Source organism: Curtobacterium sp. MCBA15_007 (assembly GCF_001864905.1).
Taxonomy (GTDB): domain Bacteria; phylum Actinomycetota; class Actinomycetes; order Actinomycetales; family Microbacteriaceae; genus Curtobacterium; species Curtobacterium poinsettiae.
Map to the genome: position 1 here is coordinate 179,647 of NZ_MJGM01000001.1, position 26,247 is coordinate 205,893.

General features: G+C 69.3%; 19 protein-coding genes and 1 tRNA gene. 10 read left to right on the forward strand and 10 right to left on the reverse strand.

The window, feature by feature from the left end; translation table 11 throughout:
- Positions 1 to 66 precede the first annotated feature (66 nt).
- Both BIU95_RS00870 and BIU95_RS00875 read right to left on the reverse strand, forming a co-directional pair.
- Positions 67 to 783, reverse strand: coding sequence for a GntR family transcriptional regulator (locus tag BIU95_RS00870; protein WP_017887786.1), 717 nt, complete (start codon positions 781 to 783; stop codon positions 67 to 69).
- 457 nt (positions 784 to 1,240) lie between these two features.
- Positions 1,241 to 1,849, reverse strand: coding sequence for an RHS repeat-associated core domain-containing protein (locus BIU95_RS00875; RefSeq protein WP_071249943.1), 609 nt, complete (start codon positions 1,847 to 1,849; stop codon positions 1,241 to 1,243).
- A gap of 598 nt (positions 1,850 to 2,447) precedes the next feature.
- Between BIU95_RS00875 and BIU95_RS00880 the strand changes: the two genes are divergently transcribed.
- Positions 2,448 to 2,675, forward strand: coding sequence for a hypothetical protein (locus tag BIU95_RS00880; protein ID WP_200942699.1), 228 nt, complete (start codon positions 2,448 to 2,450; stop codon positions 2,673 to 2,675).
- Positions 2,676 to 3,336: 661 nt separating this feature from the next.
- Here the strand turns inward: BIU95_RS00880 and BIU95_RS00885 are convergent.
- Positions 3,337 to 7,566 (reverse strand): RHS repeat-associated core domain-containing protein, encoded by a 4,230-nt coding sequence (locus tag BIU95_RS00885; protein ID WP_139179579.1) that lies wholly within the window; start codon positions 7,564 to 7,566, stop codon positions 3,337 to 3,339.
- Between the two features lie 500 nt (positions 7,567 to 8,066).
- On the opposite strand from BIU95_RS00885, the gene BIU95_RS00890 reads away from it, so the two are divergent.
- Positions 8,067 to 8,921 (forward strand): aminoglycoside phosphotransferase family protein, encoded by an 855-nt coding sequence (locus BIU95_RS00890; protein ID WP_056072670.1) that lies wholly within the window; start codon positions 8,067 to 8,069, stop codon positions 8,919 to 8,921.
- A gap of 21 nt (positions 8,922 to 8,942) precedes the next feature.
- Here BIU95_RS00890 and BIU95_RS00895 read toward each other — a convergent pair whose 3' ends face one another.
- The 4 genes from BIU95_RS00895 to BIU95_RS00910 all read right to left on the reverse strand — a co-directional run bounded on the left by BIU95_RS00895 (position 8,943) and on the right by BIU95_RS00910 (position 16,326).
- Positions 8,943 to 9,845, reverse strand: coding sequence for a GNAT family N-acetyltransferase (locus BIU95_RS00895; RefSeq protein WP_071249947.1), 903 nt, complete (start codon positions 9,843 to 9,845; stop codon positions 8,943 to 8,945).
- 177 nt (positions 9,846 to 10,022) lie between these two features.
- On the reverse strand, positions 10,023 to 11,996 hold the full coding sequence (locus tag BIU95_RS00900; RefSeq protein WP_254783232.1) for a prolyl oligopeptidase family serine peptidase: 1,974 nt from the start codon (positions 11,994 to 11,996) through the stop codon (positions 10,023 to 10,025).
- The gene (locus tag BIU95_RS00905; RefSeq protein WP_071249951.1) at positions 11,969 to 13,762 is read right to left on the reverse strand and encodes an N-acetylglutaminylglutamine amidotransferase; all 1,794 of its coding nucleotides are present in this window, start codon (positions 13,760 to 13,762) and stop codon (positions 11,969 to 11,971) included. Before BIU95_RS00905 ends, BIU95_RS00900 begins: the two co-directional genes overlap by 28 nt.
- Positions 13,762 to 16,326 (reverse strand): carboxylate--amine ligase/circularly permuted type 2 ATP-grasp protein, encoded by a 2,565-nt coding sequence (locus tag BIU95_RS00910; protein WP_042539996.1) that lies wholly within the window; start codon positions 16,324 to 16,326, stop codon positions 13,762 to 13,764. The genes BIU95_RS00905 and BIU95_RS00910 overlap by 1 nt, the downstream gene beginning before the upstream one ends.
- A 110-nt stretch (positions 16,327 to 16,436) precedes the next feature.
- Here BIU95_RS00910 and BIU95_RS00915 point away from each other — a divergent pair, with 110 nt between their 5' ends.
- A complete protein-coding gene (locus BIU95_RS00915) occupies positions 16,437 to 17,090 on the forward strand; it encodes a DUF1345 domain-containing protein (protein ID WP_042539994.1) in 654 nt (217 codons plus the stop codon).
- A gap of 84 nt (positions 17,091 to 17,174) precedes the next feature.
- Here BIU95_RS00915 and BIU95_RS18485 read toward each other — a convergent pair whose 3' ends face one another.
- Both BIU95_RS18485 and BIU95_RS00925 read right to left on the reverse strand, forming a co-directional pair.
- Positions 17,175 to 17,336, reverse strand: coding sequence for a hypothetical protein (locus BIU95_RS18485; protein WP_156155365.1), 162 nt, complete (start codon positions 17,334 to 17,336; stop codon positions 17,175 to 17,177).
- A 35-nt stretch (positions 17,337 to 17,371) separates the two neighbouring features.
- Positions 17,372 to 18,052, reverse strand: a complete 681-nt coding sequence (locus BIU95_RS00925; RefSeq protein ID WP_017887795.1) for an NUDIX domain-containing protein — start codon at positions 18,050 to 18,052, stop codon at positions 17,372 to 17,374.
- A 90-nt stretch (positions 18,053 to 18,142) separates the two neighbouring features.
- On the opposite strand from BIU95_RS00925, the gene BIU95_RS00930 reads away from it, so the two are divergent.
- On the forward strand, positions 18,143 to 18,622 hold the full coding sequence (locus tag BIU95_RS00930) for a hypothetical protein (protein ID WP_139179580.1): 480 nt from the start codon (positions 18,143 to 18,145) through the stop codon (positions 18,620 to 18,622).
- 101 nt (positions 18,623 to 18,723) lie between these two features.
- On the opposite strand, the gene BIU95_RS00935 is transcribed toward BIU95_RS00930, so the two are convergent.
- Positions 18,724 to 18,810 (reverse strand) — tRNA-Leu (locus tag BIU95_RS00935).
- Between the two features lie 86 nt (positions 18,811 to 18,896).
- Here BIU95_RS00935 and BIU95_RS00940 point away from each other — a divergent pair.
- From BIU95_RS00940 to BIU95_RS00965, 6 genes are read left to right on the forward strand one after another with little or no spacing between them, the layout of a single operon-like run.
- Complete coding sequence (locus BIU95_RS00940; protein ID WP_017887797.1) at positions 18,897 to 19,577, forward strand: DUF3662 and FHA domain-containing protein; 681 nt, start codon at positions 18,897 to 18,899, stop codon at positions 19,575 to 19,577.
- Positions 19,574 to 20,125 carry an FHA domain-containing protein gene (locus BIU95_RS00945; RefSeq protein WP_042539989.1) on the forward strand — a complete coding sequence of 184 codons (552 nt, stop codon included), beginning with the start codon at positions 19,574 to 19,576 and terminating at the stop codon, positions 20,123 to 20,125. The genes BIU95_RS00940 and BIU95_RS00945 overlap by 4 nt, the downstream gene beginning before the upstream one ends.
- A gap of 6 nt (positions 20,126 to 20,131) precedes the next feature.
- Complete coding sequence (locus BIU95_RS00950; RefSeq protein WP_017887799.1) at positions 20,132 to 21,490, forward strand: Stp1/IreP family PP2C-type Ser/Thr phosphatase; 1,359 nt, start codon at positions 20,132 to 20,134, stop codon at positions 21,488 to 21,490.
- Positions 21,487 to 22,932, forward strand: a complete 1,446-nt coding sequence (locus BIU95_RS00955; RefSeq protein ID WP_017887800.1) for an FtsW/RodA/SpoVE family cell cycle protein — start codon at positions 21,487 to 21,489, stop codon at positions 22,930 to 22,932. The genes BIU95_RS00950 and BIU95_RS00955 overlap by 4 nt, the downstream gene beginning before the upstream one ends.
- Positions 22,929 to 24,383 carry a penicillin-binding protein 2 gene (locus BIU95_RS00960; RefSeq protein ID WP_017887801.1) on the forward strand — a complete coding sequence of 485 codons (1,455 nt, stop codon included), beginning with the start codon at positions 22,929 to 22,931 and terminating at the stop codon, positions 24,381 to 24,383. The genes BIU95_RS00955 and BIU95_RS00960 overlap by 4 nt, the downstream gene beginning before the upstream one ends.
- A complete protein-coding gene (locus tag BIU95_RS00965) occupies positions 24,380 to 26,167 on the forward strand; it encodes a serine/threonine-protein kinase (protein WP_042539987.1) in 1,788 nt (595 codons plus the stop codon). The genes BIU95_RS00960 and BIU95_RS00965 overlap by 4 nt, the downstream gene beginning before the upstream one ends.
- Positions 26,168 to 26,247: the final 80 nt, after the last annotated feature.

Here is a 26,247-nt window from a genome sequence, read left to right on the forward strand (position 1 = left end):
TTCAGCCTTGAACCTCTTTCCTATAGGAAAGATACTCGCACGACGCCGGAACGCAACCCCTCCGCCTCAGCTCGTGTGGGACGCGTCCGCGCGCGAACGCAACCGGACGGCGTCGATGTGGAGCCGCATCGCGGCGACGGCCGACGTCGGGTCCGCAGCGAGCGCCTCCAGGATGGCCCGGTGTTCCTGGACCGCACGATCCGTGTCGTCCCCGCCGCCCTCGACGATCTGCCGCATGCGGTGCACGCGCGTCGTGATGATCTCGGACATCTCTTCGAGGAACGGGTTCCGTGTCGCGTCGAAGATCAGCTGGTGGAACTGCCAGTCGCTGCGGAAGAAGCGGGCCATCAGCTCTTCCGGCGCGTGCGCAGCACCGACGGACGCGACCTCGGCGGCCACCGCCGCCTGCTCGTCGAGCGCTGCCGCCAGCCGCTCGCGCAGGCCGTCGACGTCGCCGCGGGCCGCGAGTTCGACGGCGCCGCTCTCGACGATGAGCCGGGCGTCGAACAGGGCCTCGAGCTGGTCGCCGGCCAGGGGCGGGGAGACCCGGTACCCCTTGTTCGCTTCACGGGTGACGAGGCCGGTGCGTTCGAGTTGCACCAGGGCTTCGCGGACCGGGGTCGGCGAGACCCCCAGCGAGCGAGCGAGGCCGTCGATCGACAGCCGCATGCCCGGTTCGACGTCGTGACCCATCAGGACCTCGAGCACCCGGTCGTAGACGCGGTCGCGCAGGCCGAGCTGCGTGATGCGCTCCGTCCCGAAGCCGGGCATGGTCGTGGACATGGGTCGATCCTAGAGAATCCACGACTCGGGCTGAGTGCGAGGGCTCCGACCAGGCTGCGCTGCCATCGGCCCCCCACTCTTGCGAAATCGACTCACCCGCATGATCGGGCTCACGATGGACTTGCTCGCAGACATTGCGGCCTTCCAGTCCCCTTCACCTGATCGACCATGCGCCCTTGCCCCGACACGACGCCCGAATGTCGTGGTTTCTCCGTCAAAGGCCGCTCACGTCCTAGTTCGTCAGGACAAGGAGGATCAGCGCCACCCCGTCGATCAACGCGACGATGATCCCACTCCAGAACCATCGCCCTCCGGCTCCGCGATGGAGCTTTCCGTCGCGCCATCCTTCTGTGGAAATTGTTCGCTGGACACCCACTCCAACGAGCACCAGTGCGCCGACTGCAATAACCAGCAGGACTGTCCATGTGATCCAAAAGCCCGACATGTTGCGGCCCTCCTAGCCACGCGGCAGGTACTTGATCAGCTTGCCGGCGATGCCACCGCCGAAGCCTCCAATAGCCCCGCTTACCGTTCCTTCGAGTGCCGCCTGCCCATAGTTATCTCCACCTTCAACTGCTTCCTGGGCGATACCGCCAAAACCTCCGAACACTCCACCCAAGACCACTCCACCCACCAAGCAACCGATTCCTGCGGTTGACGCGCAAACTGCGGCGGTCCCGACGGCAGCGATTGTCGCCACACCCGCATTGACGGCCGCTCCCCCGACGCTACGACCCGAGGAATCTGACTTATTGATGGGGTCAGCTCCCGCGAACGCGTAGCGGTTGGCATTACTCGGGCTGAGGGGCGCGTCGAGAGTGTCACGTTCGATCCACCCGCCCGTGACGCTGGACTGCCAGCGGTACCCGAACTTGGTGAGCCCGTTGTCGGTGCTGGACGAGCGGAGACCACTCTTGAACCCGTAGGGGTTCTGCTTCCACTGCGCGCTGTCGCCGCCGACGGTGACGGTTTCGACGCCGTACGGGTCGTACGAGACGGTGTACGCCGTCTTCCCGCTGTCGGCGATCGCGGCGACAGGGTTGCCGGTGCCGTCGATGACCCACATGCTCGTGGTGCCGTCGGTGGTCTGCAGGTCCAGCGGCTGCCCCGTGCCCGGGTCGCTGATTTGCCGGTGCTATGCAACGCTATATCTCGGTGAGCACCCAAACCATCAGCGATGCTTAGTGCGACTTGGGAACGCTAAGCCTATCGCAAAATATCCGAGGAGAGCAGCACTCACTACGGCTAGGGAGCCACGCCATAAACTACCCTCTACGAAAGAAAGCACAGCGTAAATTCCAATGATCACGGCCGCTACGCCCATCACCCCAGCCACTAACTTCTGTTCGTTTTTACTTCGTGTCCTGTTGATGATTCACACCCCTATTATCGCAGCTGGTCCGAGAACGGGTTCTGGCACGGAGCTACGTAATCACTCTGCCAACGATATCCCGAAGCCCTGTCAGCATCTACTGCGGCGTCGCACTCGGCTGTCTGCGCGAATGCATCCTCGCAGGTGGCAACAGCTCCAGCACCACCGGCTACGAGCGACTTCCATCCGGATACCGGGGCTGTAGCAATACCCGCGGCACATCCCAGGCTGGTCCAGTCCTTGGGCGACGTACCCGAGCAAGGGTAGGGACGGCATGGGAATCTTGGACTCCGTGGCCAAGGCGCTCGGCAGTCTCCGCCCCTACAGCGACGACGAACTGGAACAGAGGCGCGAGGCGATACGGCTGCGCAATATCGCAGGCAATGACCGATACGACGAGCTGCGGCGTTACGACGCAGAGATGACGCGACCGTCGAACGAGGCGTACGACCGAGAGCACCCCGACCCGCCGACGACGCGACACCGCGAGCACGGCTGGTACCTGCCGAACGACGACTGACTCGCAGCCGCTGTTGAACGATCGTCCCCCGGATCGCGGGTTCAACCGCGGCCGAGTGATCGGTTGTCGGAGGAATCGAGGAGGATCGCTACACGGGTGAAACGCTCCGCGCGCGACTGCACCGTTCGATCGGGGGAGCAGCCGCGACGGCTGGCGCCCTCGCGTAGATCTGACCGTGGCGCTCGGCACGGGCGCGTCGGATCGCGGACTGTTGCCGGCGCCATCGTGTTCCTAGGGCTACGGTCGCGCGCAGGGGTCGCACCAGCTCCTGTGCGGACCGGAGTCGAGACGAAGCTCCTCCGGTCCGTTCCACACCCCAGTGGGGTCGCGCAGACCGTGCGGTGAACGACCGGCTACCGGACAGCCCAAGCCTTGATCGCTTCGGCGATGGTCGCACCGTCCTCACCCGGCGACCGCTGGACCAGTAGTGGAGGTCTCAACCGATGGAGCGGTCGCTCGCACCAACTACTGCGAATCGTCCGGTGTTAATTTGAGCACAACCAAGATGGGCGGCAAAACGGCTACTACGAAAGCGCCAAGAATGATCAGCGCAAACACTATGTCAACCTGTTGCAGTCCGACAATTAGTCCAATAACGAGGACACCCACAAGAGCAGGCGAAATCGCGACAATGCGATCGCGTTTCGGGTTGGATTGTTTTTTACTCACTATAACCTCCAGCAAGGGACGCGCCGAGCACGAAACCGGCACCGAATATTGCACCCAACGCAGTGCCGATTGCAGCCCCCGGTCCTGCACCTGGCCCACACCCAATTGCGATGGTGGCGATGCAACCGACCGCAGCCCCGATCCCCGTTCCGACGCCTGTTGCAAGAAGGAAGTCCGCTCCCGCCAGCCTCCAATTATAGAGGCCAGTCGGATCACTGCCGTTGATCGGATCGGCACCCGCAAAGGCGTAGCGGTTGGCGTTCGTTGAGCTGAGGGGTGCATCGAGGGTGTCGCGTTCGATCCATGCCCCAGTGATGCTGGACTGCCAACGGTAGCCGAACTTGGTGAGCCCGGTGTCGGTGTTGCTCGAGCGGAGCCCGACCTTGAACCCGTAGGGGTTCTGCTGCCACTGCGCACTGTCGCCGCCAACGGTCACGGTTTCAACGCCGTAGGGGTCGTAGGAGACGGTGTACGCGGTCTTCCCGGTGTCGGCGATCGCGGCGGCCGGGCTGCCGCTGCCGTCGATGACCCACATGCTCGTGGTGCCGTCGGTGGTCTGCAGGTCCAGCGGCTGCCCGTTCCCCGGGTCGCTGATGACCGACGCAGTCCCGGTGCCCGCGATGGTGCGGCTGGTGATCACGGGGACACCGTTGGAGTCGGACGTGCCATACGTGTAGTCGTACTCGGTTCCCCCGTCGGTGGCCTGCGAGAGCAGCTTGTTCATGTTGCCGCCGGCGTACTCGTAACGGGTGGTGACGCCGTCCTTCGTGGAGGACGTCATCTGCTGCGCCCCGTTGTAGGTGAACGTCTGCCCGGGCGCCTTCACCAAGTTGCCGACACCGTCGTACGCGTAGCCGTCAGAGGTGATCTGCCCGACGGTGTTGTAGGTCAGCGTCTGCGAGCTGGTGACGTCGCCGCCGCGCTTGGCGGTGAGCCGGTTCCCGGCCGCGTCGTAGGTGTACGCCCACGTGATGTTCGTCGCACCGCCGGCCTGCGCGGCCTTGGTGAGGCGACTGTTCGAGTCGTACGTGTACGTGGTGGTCTGCTGGGTGATGTTGTCCTTGACCCACTGGATCTTGTCCGTGGCGTTCGCACTGTTCGTCGCCGAGCAGTCGCCCCCGGCGTCGATCCCGGTGATGTAGCAGTACGTCAGGCTCACGACGGGCTTGGACGGGTCGTCGGCGTTCACGGCGCGAACACCGGTGACGTGGTCGGACACGCCGTAGGTGATCGTCTGGTGCGCCTGCCACGACGTCGGGTCCTTGGTCGGATCCGTGTTCTCGACAGCGCCGAGCCAGGCGTCGGTGCGGCGGCCGTGGTCGTCGTTCTTGTAGACCTGCTTCGCCGTACCGCCGTTCGCGGTCGGGTAGGTGGTGCGGGTCAGGACATTGGCGACGTCGTAGTCGTGCGTGACGGTGCCGTGGGCGTCGGTGACCTTGGCCGTGTTGCCGGCGAGGTCGTAGCCGTAGGACACGGTGCCACCGCCGGCGGTGTTCACGGTCGAGGTGAGCCGGTTCCGCTGGTCGTAGGTGTTGGTGATGGTGCCGGTCGCGGATTGCTCGGTGAGCTGATTGCCGTTCCCGTCGTAGGTGTTCGTCACCGTTGCGGTGCCGTCATCGAACGAAGTCGTCAGCAGCCGGTCGTCGTTGTCGTACGAGTACGTCGTGACGCCGCCGTCACCGTCGGTGTGGTTCTTCACACGGCCGAAGTCGTCGTAGGAGTACTTCTGTTCCCCGACCGTGTTGGCCGGCGCCGTGATGGCGAGCAGCTGGTCGTGGGTGTCGTACGAATACGTCGTCTTCCGATCACCGTCGCCGGGAGCCGTCGCGGACTTCACCGCACCCCACGCATACGGGTCGGTGCCCTTCTTGTTGTACTCGAGCTCTGCCTTCGCCGCCTCCGGACCGGAGCCGCCCGTGGCGGTCGACGTTCGGTTGCCGGGGCCGTCGTAGCCGTAGTTGGTCTCATTACCCGAGCTGTCGGTGACCTTTGACGGCAGGTAGGCAGCCGATCCGGAACCGTACGTCGCCGAGTTCTTCGTGCCCGCGCCGGACTCCGACTGCGTCAGCGACTGCTCGTTGTTCGCCCCGTAGGTGTTCTTCGACGTCGATGCGCTTGCGCCCGCGCCGACACTCGAGTTCTCGACGCCGTTGTTCGTGGACTTGTAGGAGCGGGACTGTTCCCGCTTCGCGGCGTCGACGACGTTCGTGACGAGATCGTTCCCGTCGAGGGTGTAGTTGGTGTACTTCGTGTCCGCCACAGCGACCGACTGATCGGACCGCGGGTCAGCAACCAGCGTGGTGGTGTCGTCCTTGAACGAGAATCGCGTCACAGCGGTCCCCGGCGAGCCGGCAGTGGTGTTGCGCTGTTCGACCTTCGTGACCCGGTCGGACGAGTCGTACGTGAACGCCGTCACGCCACCCTCGGGCGCCGTGATCGAGGTCAGGTTTCCGCTGGTGTACGCGAACGTGGTCTTCTTGCCGAGCGCGTCCGTGTACATGGTGATGTCGCCGGTGCTGTTCTTCGTCCACGACACGCTCCGCGAGCTCGAGCCACTGGTCTGCGAGAACGTCTGCACACCGTTGGCGTACGACGAGTTCGCCGTCCGGGCCCCGGTGACACCCGCGGTCGAGACGAGGGACTTCAGGGTGAAGCCCGGCTCGTCGGAGTTGAAGCTGATCTGGTTCTTGTTCCGGTCCACGATCGAGGTGGGCTGACCCGCGAGGTTGAAGTGCGTCGTCGAGTTCGACGTCCACCCCTTCAACGTGTACTCGTGCGTCGTGCTGTTGTCGACGCGGGTCAGGGTCTGCTGCAGACCAGCCGGGCTGGTGAAAGCGCCCTGCGCCCCGGACGGACGGAACTGCCACGTCGTCCCGACGGCGTCCGTGTAGATGACACCGTCGGCGTTCGCGGTGAGGTCCCCAGCGCCGGCGAGGGCGTACTGCCACCGGTTCGCGTCCATCGTGTTGGTGTCACCGACGGTGGTGCTGCGCGAGTTGTACGCGGCGCCGATCGTGGTGTTCTCGGTCACTCCCGGCAGGCTCATCGCAGTCGTGCTGACCAGCAAGTTGCCGGTGCCGACGTCGACGGACGCGTTGGTCTGGTCCGTGATCGGGAACGGGAGTGTCGTCGCCGAGGTTCGTTTGCCGGTCCGGTTCGTCTCACCCGGGCCGCCGGGCAGCGAGTTGTACGCACCCTGCAGGTCCACGAGGTAGTCCATCGCCCCCTTGCCCATGTTCTTGATGCGGATCTTCCCGTTCGCCCCCACCGGAGCGACCACGGTGTTCGACACCTTCGAGGTCTTGTCACTGCTGATCGCCGACGAGGTCGGCTCAGCCGCACCATCGGCCCACATCTTCGCGTACGAGTCCGCACCGCTGTCGTTGACCGCAGTGAACGTCACCGCGGCAGCCGACAAGCCGCCCTCAACGGTCGGGGCGCCCTGGACGCCACCGACCTGCACCGTGAACGAGGCACCCGAAGCGATGCTCGCGGTCTTGCGGGTGTCGATGAGGCGACCGTTCAACGGGGTGAAACCACCGCCCGGGTTCGACTTGAGGAAGTAGCCCTGGATGTCGACGACGAGGTCGATCTTCCCGCCCTCCGCGGCGGTGTCGATGCTGAACTTCCCGTCGGCGTTCAACGCGACCTGCGCGTTCATCGCCGTCTCGAGGTCCTCATTCGAGTTGTAGTTGAGGACGCCGGTGCTCCGGGTCTCACCGGTGGGCGTCGGACGGACGTAGCCGGCCTTGCCCGATCGGTTGATGACGATGATGTTCACCGCGACCGCCGCGGCACCCTCGGGGATGCCGTTCGAGCCCGTCGCCTGGATCGTGCGCTGCGAACCCGCGGGGATCTGCCCCTGCGCGCCACCGATCCCGCCACGAGAGTCGAGCACGCGCGACGGGGACATCGCCACGAACCCACCGGCCGAGACACCGTTCTTCGTCGACGTGTAGTAGCCGGTGATGTCGATGATGACCTTCGACTGCGCCGTCTCGGTCCGCACCTGGATCGTGCCGTCGTCCGCGACCGCGAGCAGCCCGGTGTTCGACCGGTTCCCACCGACACCGGAGTTGTAGATCATCAGCAGCGTCGTCGTGTCGGCATCGTCGGCACGCACCTGCAGCTGCCCCGACCCCTTCGGGTCAGCGACCGTGACCATCATCGTCACGGCGCCGATCCCCGACGACGGGAGCCCGGCGGCTCCGGCGATCTTCACCGTGCGGAACGTCCCTGCCGACGTCGCACCTTCCAGCACGCGGGCGTTCGAAGGCATCGGCACGTACTGCCCGCCCGTCCCGGTCACCACAGCCTGTGCCGATGTCGGCTGCGACACCACCACCAACAACGAACCCAGCAGGGCGACCAACGCCACCACCGCCAGCATCACTCCACGAACACGACCGGACCACGACGCAGCGAACACGCTCAAGAAACCCCTCTTGCGGCTGCTGCAGCTCACCAGTCCCTGCGACGGTGCTGTGCAGCCACACAGCACGTTACGGAGCTTCGCTCACGCATGCTCCCCCACATCGGGGGGGTCGATAGTTGCATGATGGAACCGATAAGACCGGCCCAGAAACACCGGGGTTCCGCGCCCCCACGGCGCCGGACTCGGAACGGTGATCTTCACGGGTACTGCAACGATCCGCGCGATCCGGACACCGGACGCGGGCTGCAGCCTCCCGAGCTGTCGGAGCAGGACGGTAACGTGCCGCCATGCACTGGGGGGACACCGGACTCGATGACGACCAGATCGCGTTCGTGCAGGAGACGCTCCACGATGCCGTCGTCGTGGCCGATGACTCGTGGGGGCTCCTCGACACCAGGGTCCTGCACATCCGCGCTGGCGACGACGGCTTCACCGTGAAGGCCTCCGGCCCGACCAACACGCACTTCCCCCGCGAGCTCGAAGCGCACCGCACCGCCACCGCCGCGCTCCGAGCGAGCGGGGACACCGGTGCCCTCGTCGCGGCGAACGAGGAGCACCGCGTCCTCGTGCTCGAACGCGTCCCCGGGCACCTCGCCCTCGGGACCCCGGACGAGCACGATCCAGACGTCCACCGTCAGGCCGGATCACTGCTCCGACGACTGCACGACCAGGACACCCGCCAGGACCCGACGTTCCTGCAGCATGAGCAGGCGAAGGCACTGGCCGCCCTCGACGCACCGCACCGGATCCCCGACGACGTGGTCGCCCGCGCACGAGCGGCACTGCGCGCGCTCCCGAACGACACCTCGACGCAGTCCCTCGTCCCGACCCACGGCGACTTCCACCCGCGCAACTGGATCGTCGACGGCGGCCGACTGCGCGTCATCGACTTCGGCCGGTTCGGCTGGCGCCCCGCGTCCTTCGACCTCACCCGCCTCGCGGTGCTGCACTGGCAGCACGATCCCAGGCTCGAAGCGGCGTTCTTCGACGGGTACGGCGACGATCCGCGCACTCCGGACGCGTGGCGCTGGCTCCAACTCCGCGAAGCAGTGGGGACGGCGACCTGGGCCTACGCGGTCGGCGACGAGGGCTTCGAAGCCCAGGGCCACGACATGCTCCAGGGCGCCCTCGCCGCGTTCTGACCCGTCAGACCGGAACGCAGCTCACGGCACCCGCACGAACCGCGGCGCCCCACGGTCCCGCAGTCGGAAGCCGAGGTGCTGGTAGAGCCCGATCGCACCGGTGTTCCCGGCGGCCGCGTGCATCAGCGGGGTCTCGCCCCGCTCGCGGATCCCGTGCGCGACGGCGAGCACGAGCCGCCGCCCGAACCCCTGCCCCCGGTACGCCTCGTCCGTGCACACCGCGCTGATCTCGGTCCACCCCGGCGGGTGCAGGCGCTCCCCCGCCATCGCGACGAGCCGTCCGTCCCGCCGGATGCCCAGGTAGGTGCCGAGCTCGATCGTCCGCGGCAGGAACGGCCCGGGCTTCGTCCGCTCGACCAGGGCGGTCATCTCCGGCACGTCGTCGGGCGTCAGCACGACGGCCTCGAGGTCCGGTGCACCCTCGATCGCCTCACCGGTCAGCTGCACGCCGCCGGCACCCTCGACGAGCTCCCACCCCTCGGGCAGGACGGCAGCCGCACCGACGCCGAGCATCCCGCCCGACCCGAGCAGCGCCCGGACGTCCTCCCAGTCCTGCGCGGTCGGCTGTGCGGGGATCCCCGTCCACACCGACACATCGGTCTGGTAGCGGACGACGTCGCCGCGCCGCTCGGCGAACCGCGCGTGGTGGCTGTTCAGCGCGGCCATGGCGGGCGCGTCGAGCACCCGCGTCGGGGTGCCGTCGTCGGCGATCGTCAGGTCGAGGGTCCGGAGCGCCTCGCCCCGGGAGTCTCCGCCGCGGAACCCGAGGTCCTCGATCCGCCGACGATCGCCGTCCGCCCACCCGGCGGTGTCCGCGACCACGCCCGAGGCGTACTGGTTCGTGGCACGGTGGACGACCTGCTCGACGTCCGCTGCCGAGGCCACGAGGACCTCTCCGGGTCGCGTCAGATCAGTGGTCGTCATCCCACCATTGTCCGCCCGCGGCGAGCGCCGCCGGCGCATCGTTGCACCCGGTGACGGCACGGTGCGAAGTTGACCACCCGGTGCGAGGAAACAAGCTCGCACCGAGCGTGCAACCTCGCACCACGAAGAACCCGCGCGCGCACCAGACCAGCACCGAGCACCCCGCCCCGCCAGGCCTCACCCCAGCCGCGCCGCCACGAACTCCACCATCCGCCGCACGAGCAGCGCCTGCGACGCCGCCCGCCGGTACTCGTGCCCCTCACCCGCGAGCTCCAGGTACTCCACGTCGTGCGCCCGCTCCCGCAGCGCCGCGACCACCTGGTGCGCCTCACCGATCGGCACGTTCGTGTCGAGCTCCCCGTGCACGACGAGCAACGGCGCCGTGACGTCGTCGATCGCCCGCATCGGCGACAGGGCCGCGAGCAGGGCTTCGTCCTCGACGGGGTGGCCGTACTTCGTGGCGGCAGCGGCCGCGATCCACGGTTCGGTGTCCCGGTAGAAGGTCGCGAAGTCGCTCATCCCGCACACCGCGACCCCGGCCGCGAACACGTCGGGCGTGAACGCCAGGGACGCCAAGGTCGCGTACCCGCCGTACGAGCGCCCCTCGACGGCGACCCGGGAGCGATCGGCGTACCCGTTGGTCACCAGGAACCGCGCGCAGTCGACGACGTCGGCGAGCGCGTTCCACCGCAGCGCCAGGTCGTCGGCGTGCACGAACTCGTGACCGTACCCGGAGGACCCGCGGATGTTCGGCGCGAACACGGTCACCCCGGCGGCGGCGAGCGCCTGGTGCTGCGGCGAGAACGTGGGGCGTTCCTGCGACTCCGGTCCGCCGTGCAGGTGGACAAGCGCTGCGCGCGGGCCGGGAGGCACGGCAGCAGCAGCACGAGCGCCGACGGCCGACGACGTGGCCGGCTCCACGGCCCGGTACAGCCAGCCCGTCAGCTCCAGCCCGTCACGGGCGGCGAACCGCTCGAGCGTCGGCTCGACCAGCTGCACGTCGGGCAGCACCGGCACGTCGGTGACCCGGCTCCAGGTCAGCGCGTTCGTGTCGAGCCGCCACAGTTCGCGCGGCCGGGTCGGTCCCTCGACGGCGAGCAGCACGCTCCGGCCGTCACGGCTGAGCACAGGGTCGGTGACGATGTACCCGGGCAGGTCCGGCACGGGGGTGCGCGAGGCGTCGTGCGTGTTGATGAGGTCGAGTTCGCTGCGACCGTCGACGTTCCAGACGAGCAGCAGGGTACGGCCGGCGTCGTCGGCGTCCAGGTACTCGAGCTCGGCGTCGTCGCGCTCGACGATCCGCCGCGGTGTGCCACGCCAGCCGTGCGGGCCGACCGGCTGCGCGACGAGGCCGCGGCGGGGCAGTCCGGCCTCGGTGGCGACGTAGGCGACGAGCGGGCTGGTCTCGCTCGCGGGCGAGGGCCGCAGGAACGCGATCTCGGCGGACCCGTCGGGGTCGTCGGCGAACAGGGCGTGGCTCTCGTCGGTCAGCCGGTCGACCACCACGACGAACTCCTGGCCGCGCTGGCCGTCGCTCAGCACGACGAGCCGTTCCTCCACCGACAGGTCGAGGATGTGGATGAGCTCCCCCACGGCCAGGTCGTCGCGGTCACCGGTGACCGGGTCGACCAGGTACGCGCGGGCCGGCTGCTCGGGCTCGGTCGAGGGCAGGGTGATGACGACCCGGTGGCCGCTGCGGCTCCACGGCCCGAGTTCGGCGTGCTGGTACCGCGAGCCGGCGATCTGCGCGGCGTCGGTGCCGTCCGGCCGCACCACCCAGACCTGCTGCTTCACGCCGCCGTCGGTCGCGATGGCGACGGCGAGCCACTCCCCGTCGGACGACCACGACACCCGGATCACGGGGTCGTCGGACAGCGCGATCCGCACCGGTTCCGGCAGTTCACCGTCGACGACGACGTCCTGCACGAAGACCTCGGGGGTGCCGTGCCGGTCGCTCACGAACGCCACGCGCCGGGCGTTCCGGGTCATGGTCGGTCCCCACGACCCCCAGGCGGCGGTGAGCTGCGCACCCAGGCCGGCCGCGGCCCTGGTGGTGACCGACGGCTCGACGGTGGCCGACGACGCGACGCCCTGCGCGCCTCCAGTCCGGACGGCACCCACGGTCACCGCACCCCCTGCTGCTGCAGCCACATCTCGATCAGGCCGAGCTGCCAGAGCGCGTTCGCGCCGATCGCGGTCCTGGTGCTGTTCGGGTCCTGCAGCATCCGCTCGACGGTGGCGGGGTCGAAGAGCCCGCGCTCCCGCGCCTCGGGGGCGTGCAGCGCGTCCCGGACGCGCTGCAGGTACGGACCCTCGAGCTGCCGGATGGCGGGGACCGGGAACGAGCCCTTGCTGCGGTCGATGACGGCGTCGGGCACGATCCCGCGCGAGGCGCGCTTCATCACGCCCTTGCCGCCGTCGGTGAGCTTCATCGACGGCGGGATCGCGGCGGCGAGCTCGACGAACTCGTGGTCCAGGAACGGCACGCGGGCCTCGAGCCCCCACGCCATCGTCATGTTGTCGACGCGCTTCACCGGGTCGTCGACGAGCATGATCGTCGTGTCGCTGCGGAGCGCGGCATCCACGCTCGTCTCCGCGCCCGGCCGTGCGAACTGGCGGTCCACGAACGCCGACGGGGTGTCGTCGTCGCTCTTCCACCGCTCCCCGAGCAGGCCCTGCAGCGCCGGCCACCGGCGGTCCATGAACACGGAGCGGTAGGCCTCGGCGGCCTGGTCGCGCGGCACGTCGGCGAGCGGCGGGTACCAGTCGTAGCCGGCGAGCACCTCGTCGGCGCCCTGGCCGGACTGCACCACCTTGACGTGCTGCGAGACCTCCTGCGACAGCAGGTAGAAGGCGACGCAGTCGTGGCTGACCATGGGCTCGCTCATGGCGGCGACAGCACCGTCGATGCCGTCGAGCAGCCGCGACGAGGGGATGTGGATGCGGTGGTGGTCGGTGCCGAAGTGCTTCGCGACCTGGTCGGAGTACTCGAACTCGTCGCCGGATTCACCACCGGCCGCCTCGAACCCGATGCTGAACGTGGCGAGGTCCTGTTGCCCGGCCTCGGCGAGCAGCCCGACCACGAGCGAGGAGTCGATCCCGCCGGAGAGCAGCACCCCGACCGGCACGTCGGCGACCATCCGGCGCTCGACGGCGGTGCGGAGCGAGCCGATGAACGCCTGCTCCCAGTCCCGCTCGGACCAGTCCGCCCTGGCGGGGTCGCGCTCGAAGCGGGGCTCCCAGTAGACGGTGTCGTGCGCGGTGCCGTCGGGCTCGATCACCCGGACGGTCGCGGGCGGGAGCTTGCCGACGCCGGACAGGATCGTGCGGGGCGCGGGGACGATCGAGTGGAAGCTCATGTACGAGGCGAAGGCGACGGGGTCGATGGACGTGTCGATGCTCGACCCGTCGTCTCCTGCCAGGATCGCGGGCAGGGAGCTCGCGAACCGGAGCCCGCCCGGGACGGGCGCGACGTAGAGCGGCTTGATGCCCAGCCGGTCCCGCGCCAACACCAGCCGGCCGCTGGCGTGCTCCCAGATGGCGATGGCGAACATCCCGATCAGGTGGTCGACGAACCCGGTGCCCCACTCGGCGTACGCCAGGGCGATGACCTCGGTGTCCGACGTCGACGCGAACCGGTGCCCCTTGCCGTGCAGCTCGTCGCGGAGCTGCCGGTAGTTGTAGACCATCCCGTTGTAGGCGATCGTCAGCCCCGCCTCGGCCAGCACCATCGGCTGCGCGCCCGCGGTGGACAGGTCGACGATGGACAGCCGTCGGTGCCCGAGCGCGACCGGGCCGCGAGCCCACAGGCCGTCACCGTCCGGGCCGCGGTGCGTCATGCAGCCGGTCATCCGGGCGACCGCCCCGACGTCCGGCGCTCGGCCGTCGAACCGGATCTCGCCCGCGAGTCCACACATCAGCGCTCTCCCTCGGTGTCCGCCGGGGCGTTCCCGACGATCCACGTGTCCTTCGCGCCGCCGCCCTGCGACGAGTTGACGACCATGCTGCCCTCGGGTGCGACGCGGGTCAGGGCCACGTCGGCCAGGTGCACGTCGTCCGGTCCGGTCCCCGTCGCGTACACGAAGGCCCGCAGGTCCACGTGCCGCGGGTCGAGCCCGGCCGGTCCGATCGTCGGGTGCGAGGACAGCTGCACCACCTCCTGCCCCACCCACCCGGCGGGGTCCGCGGCGATCTCGCGCCGTCGTTCGGCGACCTCGGGGGCGCTCGCGCTCGGTCCGATCAGGACCCCGCGGCCGCCCTCACCGTCGACCGGCTTCGTGACGAGTTCCCCGACGCGGTCCAGGACCGACAGCCGTTCGACCTCGATGCTCGTGCGGTACGTCGGCACGGACGCCAGCAGGGGTTTCTCGTCCAGGTAGTACCAGATCAGGTCCGGCACGGTGACGTACATCGCCTTGTCGTCGACCAGCGCGTTGCCCGGCGCGTTCGCCAGGTAGACGCGACCTGCCTCCGCCGCGTCGAGGATCCGCGCACCGAGGTCGGGAGCGTGCTCTGCCGTCAGCGCGCTGACGTCGCGGTCGATCCGCAGGTACAGCCCGTCGAGCACGTCATCCGTCGTCGCGTCGACCACGCGTCCGTCGCGGACGTCCAGGTCGGACCCGGACACCAGGCGCAGCCCGGCCCCGTCGGCCAGCCTGCGGTGCTCGAACCACGCGCCGGCGGCGGGGCCGTCACTGACCAGCGCGATCACCGGGTCGGTCGCGCCCGTCACCGCGGTGGTGTTCGCGCAGAGGGTCCGGCGCAACCGGTCGGTCACGCCGTGCGGATCGCGCAGGTTCGCCGGCCGCGGGGCGTCCGGCACGACGTCGTCCATCAGCTCGCGCAGGGCGATGCCGTACGCGACGCCCGAGGGCGAGCGGACGTTGTCCTCGAGCACCCGCCAGCCGCCGAACTCGTTGCGCACCAGGTCGAACCCGAGCACCGGCGCACGGACCGCGGTCGCCGGCAGCCGGGTGGCGTCCGGGTCCCAGCCCTTCGCACCGACGAAGTGGTCCGCGTCCAGCACGCCGTCGGCCACGATCCGCCGATCGCCGTACGCGTCGCGCAGGAACAGTTCGATCGCGCGGGACCGCTGCCCCAGGCCACGCTCGAGCTGCGACCACTCGTACGCGCTGATCGTCCGGGGCACCAGGTCACAGCCGAACGCCTGCGCACCGCCGTCGACCACGAAGCCGACCTGGTGCTCGCGGGTCCAGGCGTCGCGGGCGGTGCAACGGTCGATCGCGGTCTCGGCGTCCCAGCCGTCGAAGAAGGCAGCCAGGTCACGGAACGCCGGTCGGGGTCGCGCCCCGGGGCCGACCGCCTCGTCGCCGGCACGGACGCGGTACCCGGGGAGCGGGACCACCGGGTCCTCGTCGCGTCCGGACGGCAGCCCCGCGGTGTCCTCCACCACCAGGGCGACGACGTCGTCGATCTCCCCGCGCTCGGCGTACGCGGTGCGCTGCCGATCGGTGGAGTTGCCGCGGGCCAGGGTGGCGTCGAGCAGCTCCGTCACCGTGCCCCAGTCGCCGAGCTCCTCGAGCTCCGGGCGCAGGCGGGACACGAGCTGGCGCACCGCGACCTCGGCGGGCAGGCGTTCGGGGTGCTGCCCGAGGCCGACCAGCTCGCCGCTCAGCCCGGAGCGGGCGGCCTGCCACATCGCCGCACGGTGCAGCGGTTCGCTGCGCGGGTGCCACTCGGCGCCGGACACGACCGACTTCTCGGCCTTGCGCACGGCGGCGCGGAAGAGTCCGGCGATGAGCACGGCGTCGTCCACCACCGGGGTCGCGTCGCAGACCCGCAGCTCGAGCGTCGGCGCGTGTGACGACGGCCGGACGTCGAAGTAGGCCATCTTCTTGTCGGCGATCACGCCCGAGGCGATCAGGTCGTCGAGCACCCGGTCGTACTCGGCGGCGTCCTCCACCGGGCCGAAGCTGCCGGCCGACGGCCACCGCTGCCAGATGATGCTCCGGAACGAGGCGTACCCGGTGTCCTGCCCGTTCCAGAACGGACTCGACGCACTCAGGGCCAGCAGCACCGGGAGCACCGGTGCCACCCGCTGGGCGATCAGCACCGCCAGGTCGCGGTCGCTCACCCCGACGTGCACCTGCAGGCCGCAGATGAGCTGCTCGTCGACGAGCATCCGGTACTGCTCCTGCATCCGGCCGTACCGCCCGCCGGCGCTCAGCTCGAAGTCGGCGTACTCCGACCTCGGCGCGGTGCCGACGGCGGCGATCGTGACCCCGGCCGGGGCGATCGCGGCACTGAGCTCGCTGCGCAGGTCGACGATCACCCGCCGCAGGTCGTCGAGGGTCCGCACCACCGGGGTGTTCGTCTCGATCGTCGTGCGCTGCAGCTCCGCGCCGAAACGGTCGGTGGGCAGCTTGGGCAGAAGGCGGGGGGCCTTCGCGGAAAGTCGGCCGGACTCGAGGTCGATGAGGTGCAGCTCTTCCTCGGCGCCGAGCGTCAGCTCTGCACTCATGGCTGGAACCTACGCGAGACGCCCGTGCCGTGTCTGCCGCGGCACTCCCCCGACTCACACTCGTAACACGCCCGCGGGGTGCGGTCACGGCACCGTGCGACACTCACTCCGTGACCCAGACCAGGACCGGCCCCCGACACGAACACCGGGCACCGGTCGCCGCGGCGGTGCTGGTCAACCTGGCGCTCAGCCTGTTCCTGCCCGACGAGGTGCTGTTCTTCCCGTCGTGGGTCGTGCCGGTGCTCGGCGTCCTGCTGCTCACCCCGCTGATCGTCTTCAACCCGCGGCGCCTGACCCGCGAGACCACCTGGTCCCGGTGGGTGTCCTTCGCGCTGGCGGGACTGCTGACCGTCGCGAGCCAGCTCACGGTGATCCGGACGATCACCGAGTTGCTGGGCGGCCACGCGGACGGAGCGGCCGTACTGCTCACCGCCCTGCAGGTGTGGGTGAGCACGATCATCGTGTTCGGGCTCGTCTACTGGGAGCTCGACCGCGGGGGTCCGGTGGCCCGGCGACGCCCCGAACTGTGGTCGAGCGCCGAAGCGGACTTCCAGTTCCCGCAGGAAACCGACCCGAAGACCGCCGACTGGCGCCCGGTCTACCTCGACTACCTCTACGTCGCGATGACGAACATGATGGCCTTCAGCCCCACGGACACGATGCCGATGACCGTCCGGGCGAAGATGATCATGGCGTACCAGGCGCTCAGCGGGTTCATCCTGCTGGCGCTGGTCATCTCGCGCGCGGTCAACATCATCAGCTGACACCGCGCTCCGGACCGGTGGAACCACGGACGGGAGGCACGGTGCCAGCTGGCACCGTGCCTCCCGTCCGTCGTCCGGTCGCCGCTACTGCGGGTCGGCGGGCTCGCCGCCCGAGTCGACGTCGCTGTCCTGCTGCGGGTCCTTCGTCGCGTCACCCGTCGACGACCCGTCCGGCAGGTCCTCGGTGTACTGCTGCTGGGTCTCGGTGGGATCGCTCGATCCGTCCGGTGTCGTCGAATCAGTCATGGCCCGGACGGTACGCGGACCGGCACCACGACCGTTCAGCGAGCGGACCCGCGCCGGAGCGCCACCCACTGCAGCAGCATGATCGTCTTGCCGTCGGCGATCCGGCCGTCCGCGACCATCGCGAGTGCCGCATCGAGCGGGAGCTCGAGCACCTCGATGTCCTCACCCTCGTCCTCCACACCGCCGCCGGCCTCGACCCGGTCCGCGGGCGTGTACGCGCCCACGTAGAAGTGGACCCGCTCGGTGACCGAACCGGGGCTCATGAACACGGCACCCAGGTGCTCGAGCGCGCCGAGCCGGATGCCGAGCTCCTCGGCGGCCTCGCGCCGGACGGCGGTCTCCGGGTCGTCCTCGTCGAGCAGACCCGCAGCGGCCTCGATCAGCATGCCGTCCGGGTGTCCGTTCACGTACGCCGGCCACCGGAACTGCCGCGTGAGCAGCACCGTGCCGCGCTCGGCGTCGTACGGCAGCACCGTCGCACCGTTGCCGCGGTCGTAGGTCTCGCGCTGCTGCCGGTCCCACCGACCGTCACGGCGCCGGACGTCCAGGGTCGTGCGGCGGAGCACGTGCCATCCGTTCGACACCACCTCGACGTCCCGCACGACGACGTCGGGGTTGCGGTCGAGGTCGCGGCCGACGGCGTCGAGCCCCGTCCGGCCACGATCGTCGGGGACGTCCACTCCGGGACGCTGGACGGTGGTGCGTTCGTCGGTCACACGATCACCGTAGCGAGGCACCCCGGCAGGACTCCGCCCCCTCGGTACGCTCGACGTGCCGCACCAGGGAGCGGCAGAGGACGGTGCAGCATGACCAGGACGTTCATCCTCCGACGACCGGACCGACCGCGGGTGGTCACCGTGTCCTTCGTGCTGTGGCTGGTGTGGGTGGTCGCCTGCATCGCTGCCACGGTGCTGCAGTTCTGGAGGCCGGACGCGGCGGTCGACCCGGCTCCGGTCATCGCCGGGATCGTCGCCCTGGTGCTCTGGGCCCTGGTGACGTGGGCGGTGTTCCGGACGGCAGCGGGATCCCGGGTCGCACGCATCGTGCTCGTCGTCGTCGCGGGCTTCCGCGCGGTCCTGAGCATCACCGGCGGACAGCTCGACGTCCTGACGATCGCACTGTCGGTCGTCGCCGCGGTCCTGCTCTTCCTGCCCACCGCGCGCCCGTACTTCGCCGCACGAGCGGCGTGGAGGACCGGCCACGGGTTCGACGGGACCGGCGTGTCGGGGCCGAGCCGTGCCTCCGCGCCGGATCCTGACCGCACGACGGAGGCGGACCGGTCCTGACGCCGGAGGTTCGACGGACGGCCCGGGGAAGCCCCTGGAGACCAGGCCCCGGAAACCAGGAAAGGCCCCGGATTCCTCCGGGGCCTTGCCTGTTCTTCGCCTGGTGCGCGAGGGGGGACTTGAACCCCCACGCCGTTTCCAGCACACGGACCTGAACCGTGCGCGTCTACCAATTCCGCCACTCGCGCCAGCCCCGAAACACTACCACGCACAGACGGGTGTCAACGCCAACCACTACCATGCAGTGGTTGACGACCGACGACACGGGAGACGCATGGGCCTGCTGGACAACTTCGAGCGAGGGTTGGAACGCGCCGTCAACGGCGCGTTCGCCAAGACCTTCCGCTCCGGGGTGCAGCCCGTCGAGATCTCGAGCGCCCTGCGGCGCGAGCTCGACACCAAGGCCGCGGTGGTCTCCCGCGAGCGCATCCTCGTGCCGAACGAGTTCACCGTTCGCCTAGCGCCGCCGGACTGCACGCGCATGAACGACGTCGGTCGTCCGCTCATCGACGAACTGACCCAGATGGTGCACCAACACGCCGTGGCGCAGAACTACTCGTTCTCCGGCCCGGTCACCATCCGGCTCCAGCAGGACGGCACGCTCTCGACGGGCATCCTGCAGGTCGACTCCACCACCGTCCAGCGCGACGTGGCCTGGATCCCCGTGCTCGACATCGGCTCCCAGCGGCACCGACTGCACCGCGGGCGCACGGTGATCGGGCGCGGCAGCGACGCGGACATCACCATCGCGGACACCGGGACGAGCCGGAAGCACGTCGAGGTCCTGTGGGACGGCAAGCACGCGCAGGCCACCGATCTCGGCTCCACGAACGGCTCGAAGCTGAACGGTCAGCACTTCCAGCAGGCGATCGTTGAGCCGGACTCCACCATCGAGATCGGTCGGACCCGTATGGTGTTCCGGGTGATCCCGGAGAACGACGGAGGTGCTCGATGACCACAGGCCTGACCCTGCTCGTCCTGCGCTTCGTGTTCCTCGCGGTGCTCTGGCTGTTCGTCTTCGTGATCGTGTTCGCCCTGCGCAGCGATCTCTTCGGCCAGCGCGTCCGCACGATCCCGACCGATCCCAAGTCGGCCCCGTCCGGGCCGAGCACCCCCACCGTCCCGGCAGCGGCGGCCCCCGGCCCCGCGTCCAGCGGCGCGTTCACGGACGTCATCGGACAGCCCGGTGGTGGGCAGCGTCCCGCCTCGTCGGCCGCGTCCCGCCTGGTCATCACCGAGGGTGCGCGCGAGGGCATGGAGATGCCGCTCGGTGGCGGCCCCATCACGATCGGGCGCTCGAGCGAGTCGAACGTCGTGATCCGCGACGACTACACCTCGACCAACCACGCCCGCCTCGACCTGCGCGCCGACGGCTGGCTCCTCACCGACCTCGAGTCCACGAACGGCACCTTCGTCAACGGTCAGAAGGTGAGCGCTCCCGTCCTCGTGGCAGAGGGCACGCCGATCACGATCGGGACGACGACGTTCGAGCTGCGGCGGTAACCCGGCATGACCGCTCGCACGCTGAGCGCCGCTGTGTCCCACGTGGGGCGCATCCGCGCGAACAACCAGGACTCCGGCTACGCCGGGGCGCACCTGTTCGCGGTGGCGGACGGCATGGGCGGCCACGCCGGCGGTGACGTCGCCTCGGCGATCGCGATCCGCCGCATCCGCGAGGTCGACCGCGAGTTCCCCTCGGCGCACGACGCCGAGTTCGCACTGCAGTCGGCACTCATCGCCGCGAACCAGCTGATCACCGAGACCGTGTTCGAGCACCAGGAGCTCACCGGCATGGGCACCACGGTGTCCGCGATGATCCGCGTCGGCGAGCAGATCGCGATCGCGCACATCGGCGACTCCCGCATCTACCGCCACCGCGACGGCGAACTGCAGCAGATCACGTCGGACCACACGTTCGTCCAGCGACTGGTCGACAGCGGCCGGATCACGCCGGAGGAAGCCGCGGTCCACCCGCGCCGCTCCGTGCTGATGCGCGTGCTGGGCGACGTCGACGCAGCACCCGAGGTCGACACCGCGATCATGGACATCCAGCCGGGCGACCGCTGGCTGCTCTGCTCCGACGGCCTGTCGTCGTACCTGGCCGAAGAGCGGATCCGGCACGCCCTGGCGTCGAACATGGACGCCAACCAGGTCACGCAGCGCCTGGTGAAGGAGACGCTCGACCACGGCGCCCCCGACAACGTCACCGTCGTGGTGATGGACGTCACGGACACCGAGCCCGAGGACGACGACGACGCGGCCACCACCGTCGGGTCCGCCGCGGCGCCCCTCACCTTCGAGGCGTCGACCGGCCGCAAGCCGATCCGCCTCCCCACGATCCTGCTCCACCCGCTCAAGGTCACCACCGCGCCCGAGGACTCGCACTTCGAGCCCGAGTCCGACCAGTTCTTCGCCGAGCTCATCGCCGAGGACCGCCGACGCCGCATCCGTCGTCGGGTGTCCTGGACCGTCGCGCTCGTGGTCGCCGTCGCCGTGCTCGTCGGCGCCGTGTTCGTCGGTTGGCGGATCACCCAGGACCACTACTACGTCGGCACCGACCGGGGCACCGTCGCGATCTACAAGGGCGTGCAGCAGTCGATCGGGCCGTTGGCGCTGTCGGACGTGTACGAGGACAGCGACATCACGGTCTCGTCGCTGCCGGACTACACCCGCGAGAACGTCCGCTCGACGATCAACGCGCAGTCGCTCTCCGACGCCCGTGACATCGTCGAGCGCCTGCGCAAGGCCGCCGCGACCGGTGAGGACCAGGCCGGCACCGGCGGGGACGGCAACGCGAGTCCGTCGCCGTCGCCCTCACCGACGCGATCGTCCTCGCCGTCGCCGAACCCGACGCGGAGCTCGCGATGAGCACCGCCACGGCCGCCCAGTCCTTCACGCAGGCGATCACGATCAAGCTCCGGGAGCCCGCCCGTGCGCGGAACCTCGAGCTCTTCCTGCTCGTCATCGCCTGCGGCATCTGCGCGGGCGCGATGGTGCTCGTGCAGCTCGGCACCAAGGGCCGGCTGTTCGACCAGTCGGTGCTCTGGGTGGGTGGCGGCATCCTCGGCCTCGCGCTCGTCATGCACGTGGTGTTGCGCGTCGTCGCGAAGAACGCCGACCCGTTCATCCTGCCGATCGCGCTCGTCCTGAACGGCATCGGCATCGCCGAGATCTACCGCATCGACGTCCACAACGGCCTGTCCGGCTGGGACGCCATCGGCGTGAAGCAGATCGTCTGGACGATGCTCGCGATGGTCCTGGCGATCATCACGCTCGTCGCCGTCCGGAACCACCGGTTCCTGCAGCGGTACCGCTACATCTTCATGGCGCTGACGATCGTCCTGCTGCTCCTGCCCATGCTGCCCGGCATCGGCACGAACATCGGCGGCGCGCGGGTCTGGATCAAGATCGGCCCGTTCTCGTTCCAGCCCGGTGAGCTCGCGAAGATCACCATGGCGCTGTTCTTCGCCGGGTACCTCGTCACCGCCCGTGACTCGCTGTCGATCGTCGGCAAGAAGTTCCTCGGCATGACGTTCCCGCGTGCCCGCGACCTCGGGCCCATCCTGGTGATGTGGGGCGCCGCGATGGCCGTGCTCGTGTTCCAGCGCGACCTCGGCACCGCCCTGCTCTACTTCGGCCTGTTCCTCGTGATGATCTACGTCGCCACGGCACGGGTCAGCTGGGTCGCGATCGGTCTCACGCTGTTCATCGGTGGCGCCCTCGTCGCACAGAGTCTCCTCGAGTACGTCCGTGGCCGCTTCGAACAGTGGCTCGACCCGTTCAACCAAGAGGTCTTCAGCCGCGACACCCAGGCGAGCTACCAGCTCGTGCAGGGCCTGTTCGGCTTCGCGAACGGCGGGATCACCGGCACCGGCCTCGGCCAGGGCCGGCCGTACATCACCCCGGTCGCCAACGCCGACTACATCGTCGCGTCACTCGGCGAAGAGCTCGGCCTGATCGGTGTCTTCGCGATCCTCGCGCTCTTCATCGTGTTCGCGTCCCGTGGCATCCGCGTCGGGTTCATGGCGCAGGACGACTTCGGCAAGCTGCTCGGTGTGGGCTTCGGCTTCATCATCGCCCTGCAGGTGTTCGTCGTCGTCGGCGGCATCACCCGGATCATCCCCGTCACCGGTCTGACCACCCCGTTCATGGCCGCGGGTGGTTCCTCGCTCATCGCCAACTGGATCATCGCCGCGATGCTGCTGCGCCTGACCGACGCGATCCCCGCCGAACAGCGTGTCCAGCAGGGCGCGATCCCCGCCGCGAGCGGGCGGTCCGCGCGCGCGACCAGGAAGGAGCGTCGTCGATGAACCGACAGCTCCGCGGTGTCTCGACCGTCATCGTGCTCATGTTCGTCGCACTCTTCGTGTCGACGACCTCGATCCAGTTCTTCTCGGCAGACTCGTTGCGCGCCGACTCCCGGAACTCCCGAACCATCTTGGACAGTTACTCGACCAAGCGCGGCGCGATCCTCGTGGACGGCAGCCCGATCGCCGAGTCGACCCCGGTGAACGACCAGTACGAGTACCAGCGCAAGTACACGAACGGCGACCTGTACTCCGCGGTCACCGGCTACTTCACGATCGGCCAGGGCAACACCGGCATCGAGAGCGCGGAGAACACCGTGCTGTCCGGCAACTCGGACGCCTCGTTCTTCCAGAACCTCAACTCGATCCTCACCGGCCAGGACGTCCAGGGCGACAACGTCAACCTGACCATCGACCCGGACGTGCAGCAGGCCGCGTACGACGCCCTCGGCACGAACAGCGGTGCGGTCGTCGCGATCCAGCCCAAGACCGGCAAGATCCTGGCGATGGTGTCGAAGCCGAGCTACGACCCGAACTCGCTCACCTCGCACGACACGGCCGAGGTCAAGCGGCAGTACGACGCGCTGCTCGGTGCCGACACCGCCCCGTTGCAGAACCGTGCCATCGGCGGCGACCTGTACACGCCCGGATCGGTGTTCAAGCTCGTCGTCGCCTCAGCGGCGCTCGAGGGCGGCAAGTACAACCTCGACTCCACGTTCCCGAACCCGTCGCGGCTGCAGCTGCCGGGGACGAGCTCGTACATCAACAACGCCGAGGGCGGCACCTGCGGCGGCGGCGACAAGGTCAAGCTGCGCACCGCGATCCAGTACTCGTGCAACATCCCCTTCGCCGAACTCGGTCAGAAGCTCGGGTACGACGCGATCAAGGACATGGCCGACAAGTACGGCTTCGGCGACGCCATCGAGATCCCGATGGCCGCGACCGCCAGCCAGTACCCCGACGTCGACTCGACGGCCCAGCTCATGCTGAGCGCCTTCGGCCAGGCGAGCGTCCGGGTCTCCCCGCTGCAGATGGCGATGGTGTCGGCCGGCATCGCGAACGGCGGCAAGGTCATGCAGCCCTCACTCGTCGACTCGATCACCACGAGTGACCTGAAGACCGTCGAGTCCTTCTCTCCGAGGCAGTACAGTGATCCGCTGTCGTCCTCCGAGTCCGCTGACCTCACCGAGGCCATGCAGAGCGTCGTGAACGCGGGGACCGGTACCAATGCCAAGATCGACGGTGTCGACGTCGCCGGCAAGACCGGCACGGCTGAAGGCGGCACCGGCGATCCGTACACGCTCTGGTTCACGGGGTTCGCCCCCGCGAAGGACCCGGAGGTCGCCGTGGCGGTGGTCGTCGGGAACGGCGGCGGGCTCGGGCAGTCCGGAGTCGGCAACACGGTCGCGGCCCCGGTCGCGAAGAAAGTCATGGAGGCGGTGCTGAACAAATGAGACCCACCAGCGGACTCACCTTCGGTGGGCGGTACCAGCTCTCCTCCCGGGTCGCCATCGGCGGCATGGGCGAGGTGTGGCAGGCGACCGACCTCGTCATCGGCCGAACCGTCGCACTCAAGATCCTCAAGGACGAGTACCTCGGTGACCCCGGCTTCCTCGAGCGCTTCCGCGCCGAGGCCCGGCACGCTGCCCTCGTCAACCACGAGGGCATCGCCAACGTCTTCGACTACGGCGAGGAGGACGGCAGCGCCTACCTCGTGATGGAGCTCGTCCCCGGCGAGGCCCTGTCGACCATGATCGAACGCGAGCACACGCTCCCGGTCGACAAGGTGCTCGACATCGTCGCGCAGACCGCGAACGCCCTGCAGGCCGCACACGCGGTCGGCCTGGTGCACCGCGACATCAAGCCGGGCAACCTGCTCATCACGCCCGACGGTCGCGTCAAGATCACCGACTTCGGCATCGCCCGCATCGCCGACCAGGTCCCGCTCACCGCGACCGGTCAGGTGATGGGCACGGTGCAGTACCTGTCGCCCGAGCAGGCCAGCGGCCACCCCGCCTCGCCGTCGACCGACATCTACTCGCTCGGCATCGTCGCGTACGAGGCCCTGGCGGGTCGTCGTCCGTTCACCGGTGAGTCGCAGGTCGCGATCGCGATGGCGCACATCAACGAGCAGCCGCCGCCGCTGCCCGGGGACATCCCCGAGCCGGTCTCGGCCCTGGTCATCTCGTGCATCGCGAAGAAGCCCGCCGACCGTCCCGCGACGGCAGCGAACCTGGCCCGCGCCGCCCAGGCGCTCCGCCGGGGTGACGTCGCCGCCGCCACCGTGGCCGTCCCCGCCATCGCGGGGAACGGCACCGTCGCGTTCAACCCGCCCCAGGGCCAGGGGAACGACGCCGCGACCGCACTCATCGGCACCCAGGCAGGATCGATGGCCGGCGGACCCGGGGCCCCCCGCTCGCCCGTCAGCGACGAGCCCGAGGAACCGAAGAAGAAGCGTGCCTGGATCTGGTGGGTCGTCGGCATCGTCGTCGTGCTCGCCATCGCCGCCGGCACGGCGTACGCCCTGAACGCGAACAACACCCCGGAGCCCGAGCCCACGAAGTCCTCGAGCACGCCGAAGCCGTCCCGCACGCCCAGCGAGACGCCGTCCCCCGAGCCGACCGAGACCCGCGTCACGGTGTCGGCAGCCGACTACCAGGGGCAGAACGCCGAGGACGTCGCGAACCAGCTGCGTGCCCGGGGTCTGCAGGCCGAGGTCGTCGACGGATCGAACGCGACGACGTCCGACCAGGTCGGCACCGTCGAGTCGCTCAGCCCCGAGGGCAGCCTGGCACCGAACACGCTCGTCACGATCAAGTCCTACGGCGACGTGCTGACCGCACCGGCGCCCGAGCGTGCCACCGGTGGGACCGTCAGTGAGTCCGGTCGCGTGACCTTCAGCTGGCCGGCGTACACGAGCTGCCCCGCCGGGTACTCGGACGTCAGCTACACGTACACGATCGACAACGGCACCGTGACGTCGAACGGCAGCAGCTCCGGCTCCACCTCGGGCACCGCGGTGACCGTCGCCGGTGCCCAGTACGGCAAGGTCGCCCTGTCGTACAAGGTCACCTGCAAGTCGCCGCAGTCCGATGCCTCGGTCGTCTCGGCGTCCTCGCCGGGCGCCCAGGTCGAGTGGACCGAGCCCACGGACCAGGAGACGACGGACCCGGGTGACGGAACGGACCCCGGCGACGGGACCAACCCGAGCCAGCCCGGCCCGCAGGACGGCCAGTGAACGACCCCCGGACGGGGGCTGTCGACACCGTTCGGTAACGGTTCGGTCGACCCCTCTCCGGCCAGCGTCTCACCAGGTCG

Excerpts from the sequence above, each read along its gene's own strand:
- BIU95_RS00945 (WP_042539989.1), top strand. The coding sequence starts at position 19,574 with ATGACCACAGGCCTGACCCTGCTCGTCCTGCGCTTCGTGTTCCTCGCG.
- BIU95_RS00890 (WP_056072670.1), top strand. The coding sequence starts at position 8,067 with ATGCACTGGGGGGACACCGGACTCGATGACGACCAGATCGCGTTCGTG.
- BIU95_RS18485 (WP_156155365.1), bottom strand. The coding sequence starts at position 17,336 with ATGACTGATTCGACGACACCGGACGGATCGAGCGATCCCACCGAGACC.
- BIU95_RS00965 (WP_042539987.1), top strand. The coding sequence starts at position 24,380 with ATGAGACCCACCAGCGGACTCACCTTCGGTGGGCGGTACCAGCTCTCC.
- BIU95_RS00955 (WP_017887800.1), top strand. The coding sequence starts at position 21,487 with ATGAGCACCGCCACGGCCGCCCAGTCCTTCACGCAGGCGATCACGATC.
- BIU95_RS00950 (WP_017887799.1), top strand. The coding sequence starts at position 20,132 with ATGACCGCTCGCACGCTGAGCGCCGCTGTGTCCCACGTGGGGCGCATC.
- BIU95_RS00870 (WP_017887786.1), bottom strand. The coding sequence starts at position 783 with ATGTCCACGACCATGCCCGGCTTCGGGACGGAGCGCATCACGCAGCTC.
- BIU95_RS00960 (WP_017887801.1), top strand. The coding sequence starts at position 22,929 with ATGAACCGACAGCTCCGCGGTGTCTCGACCGTCATCGTGCTCATGTTC.
- BIU95_RS00905 (WP_071249951.1), bottom strand. The coding sequence starts at position 13,762 with ATGTGTGGACTCGCGGGCGAGATCCGGTTCGACGGCCGAGCGCCGGAC.
- BIU95_RS00910 (WP_042539996.1), bottom strand. The coding sequence starts at position 16,326 with ATGAGTGCAGAGCTGACGCTCGGCGCCGAGGAAGAGCTGCACCTCATC.
- BIU95_RS00930 (WP_139179580.1), top strand. The coding sequence starts at position 18,143 with ATGACCAGGACGTTCATCCTCCGACGACCGGACCGACCGCGGGTGGTC.
- BIU95_RS00940 (WP_017887797.1), top strand. The coding sequence starts at position 18,897 with ATGGGCCTGCTGGACAACTTCGAGCGAGGGTTGGAACGCGCCGTCAAC.
- BIU95_RS00875 (WP_071249943.1), bottom strand. The coding sequence starts at position 1,849 with ATGTGGGTCATCGACGGCACCGGCAACCCTGTCGCCGCGATCGCCGAC.
- BIU95_RS00895 (WP_071249947.1), bottom strand. The coding sequence starts at position 9,845 with ATGACGACCACTGATCTGACGCGACCCGGAGAGGTCCTCGTGGCCTCG.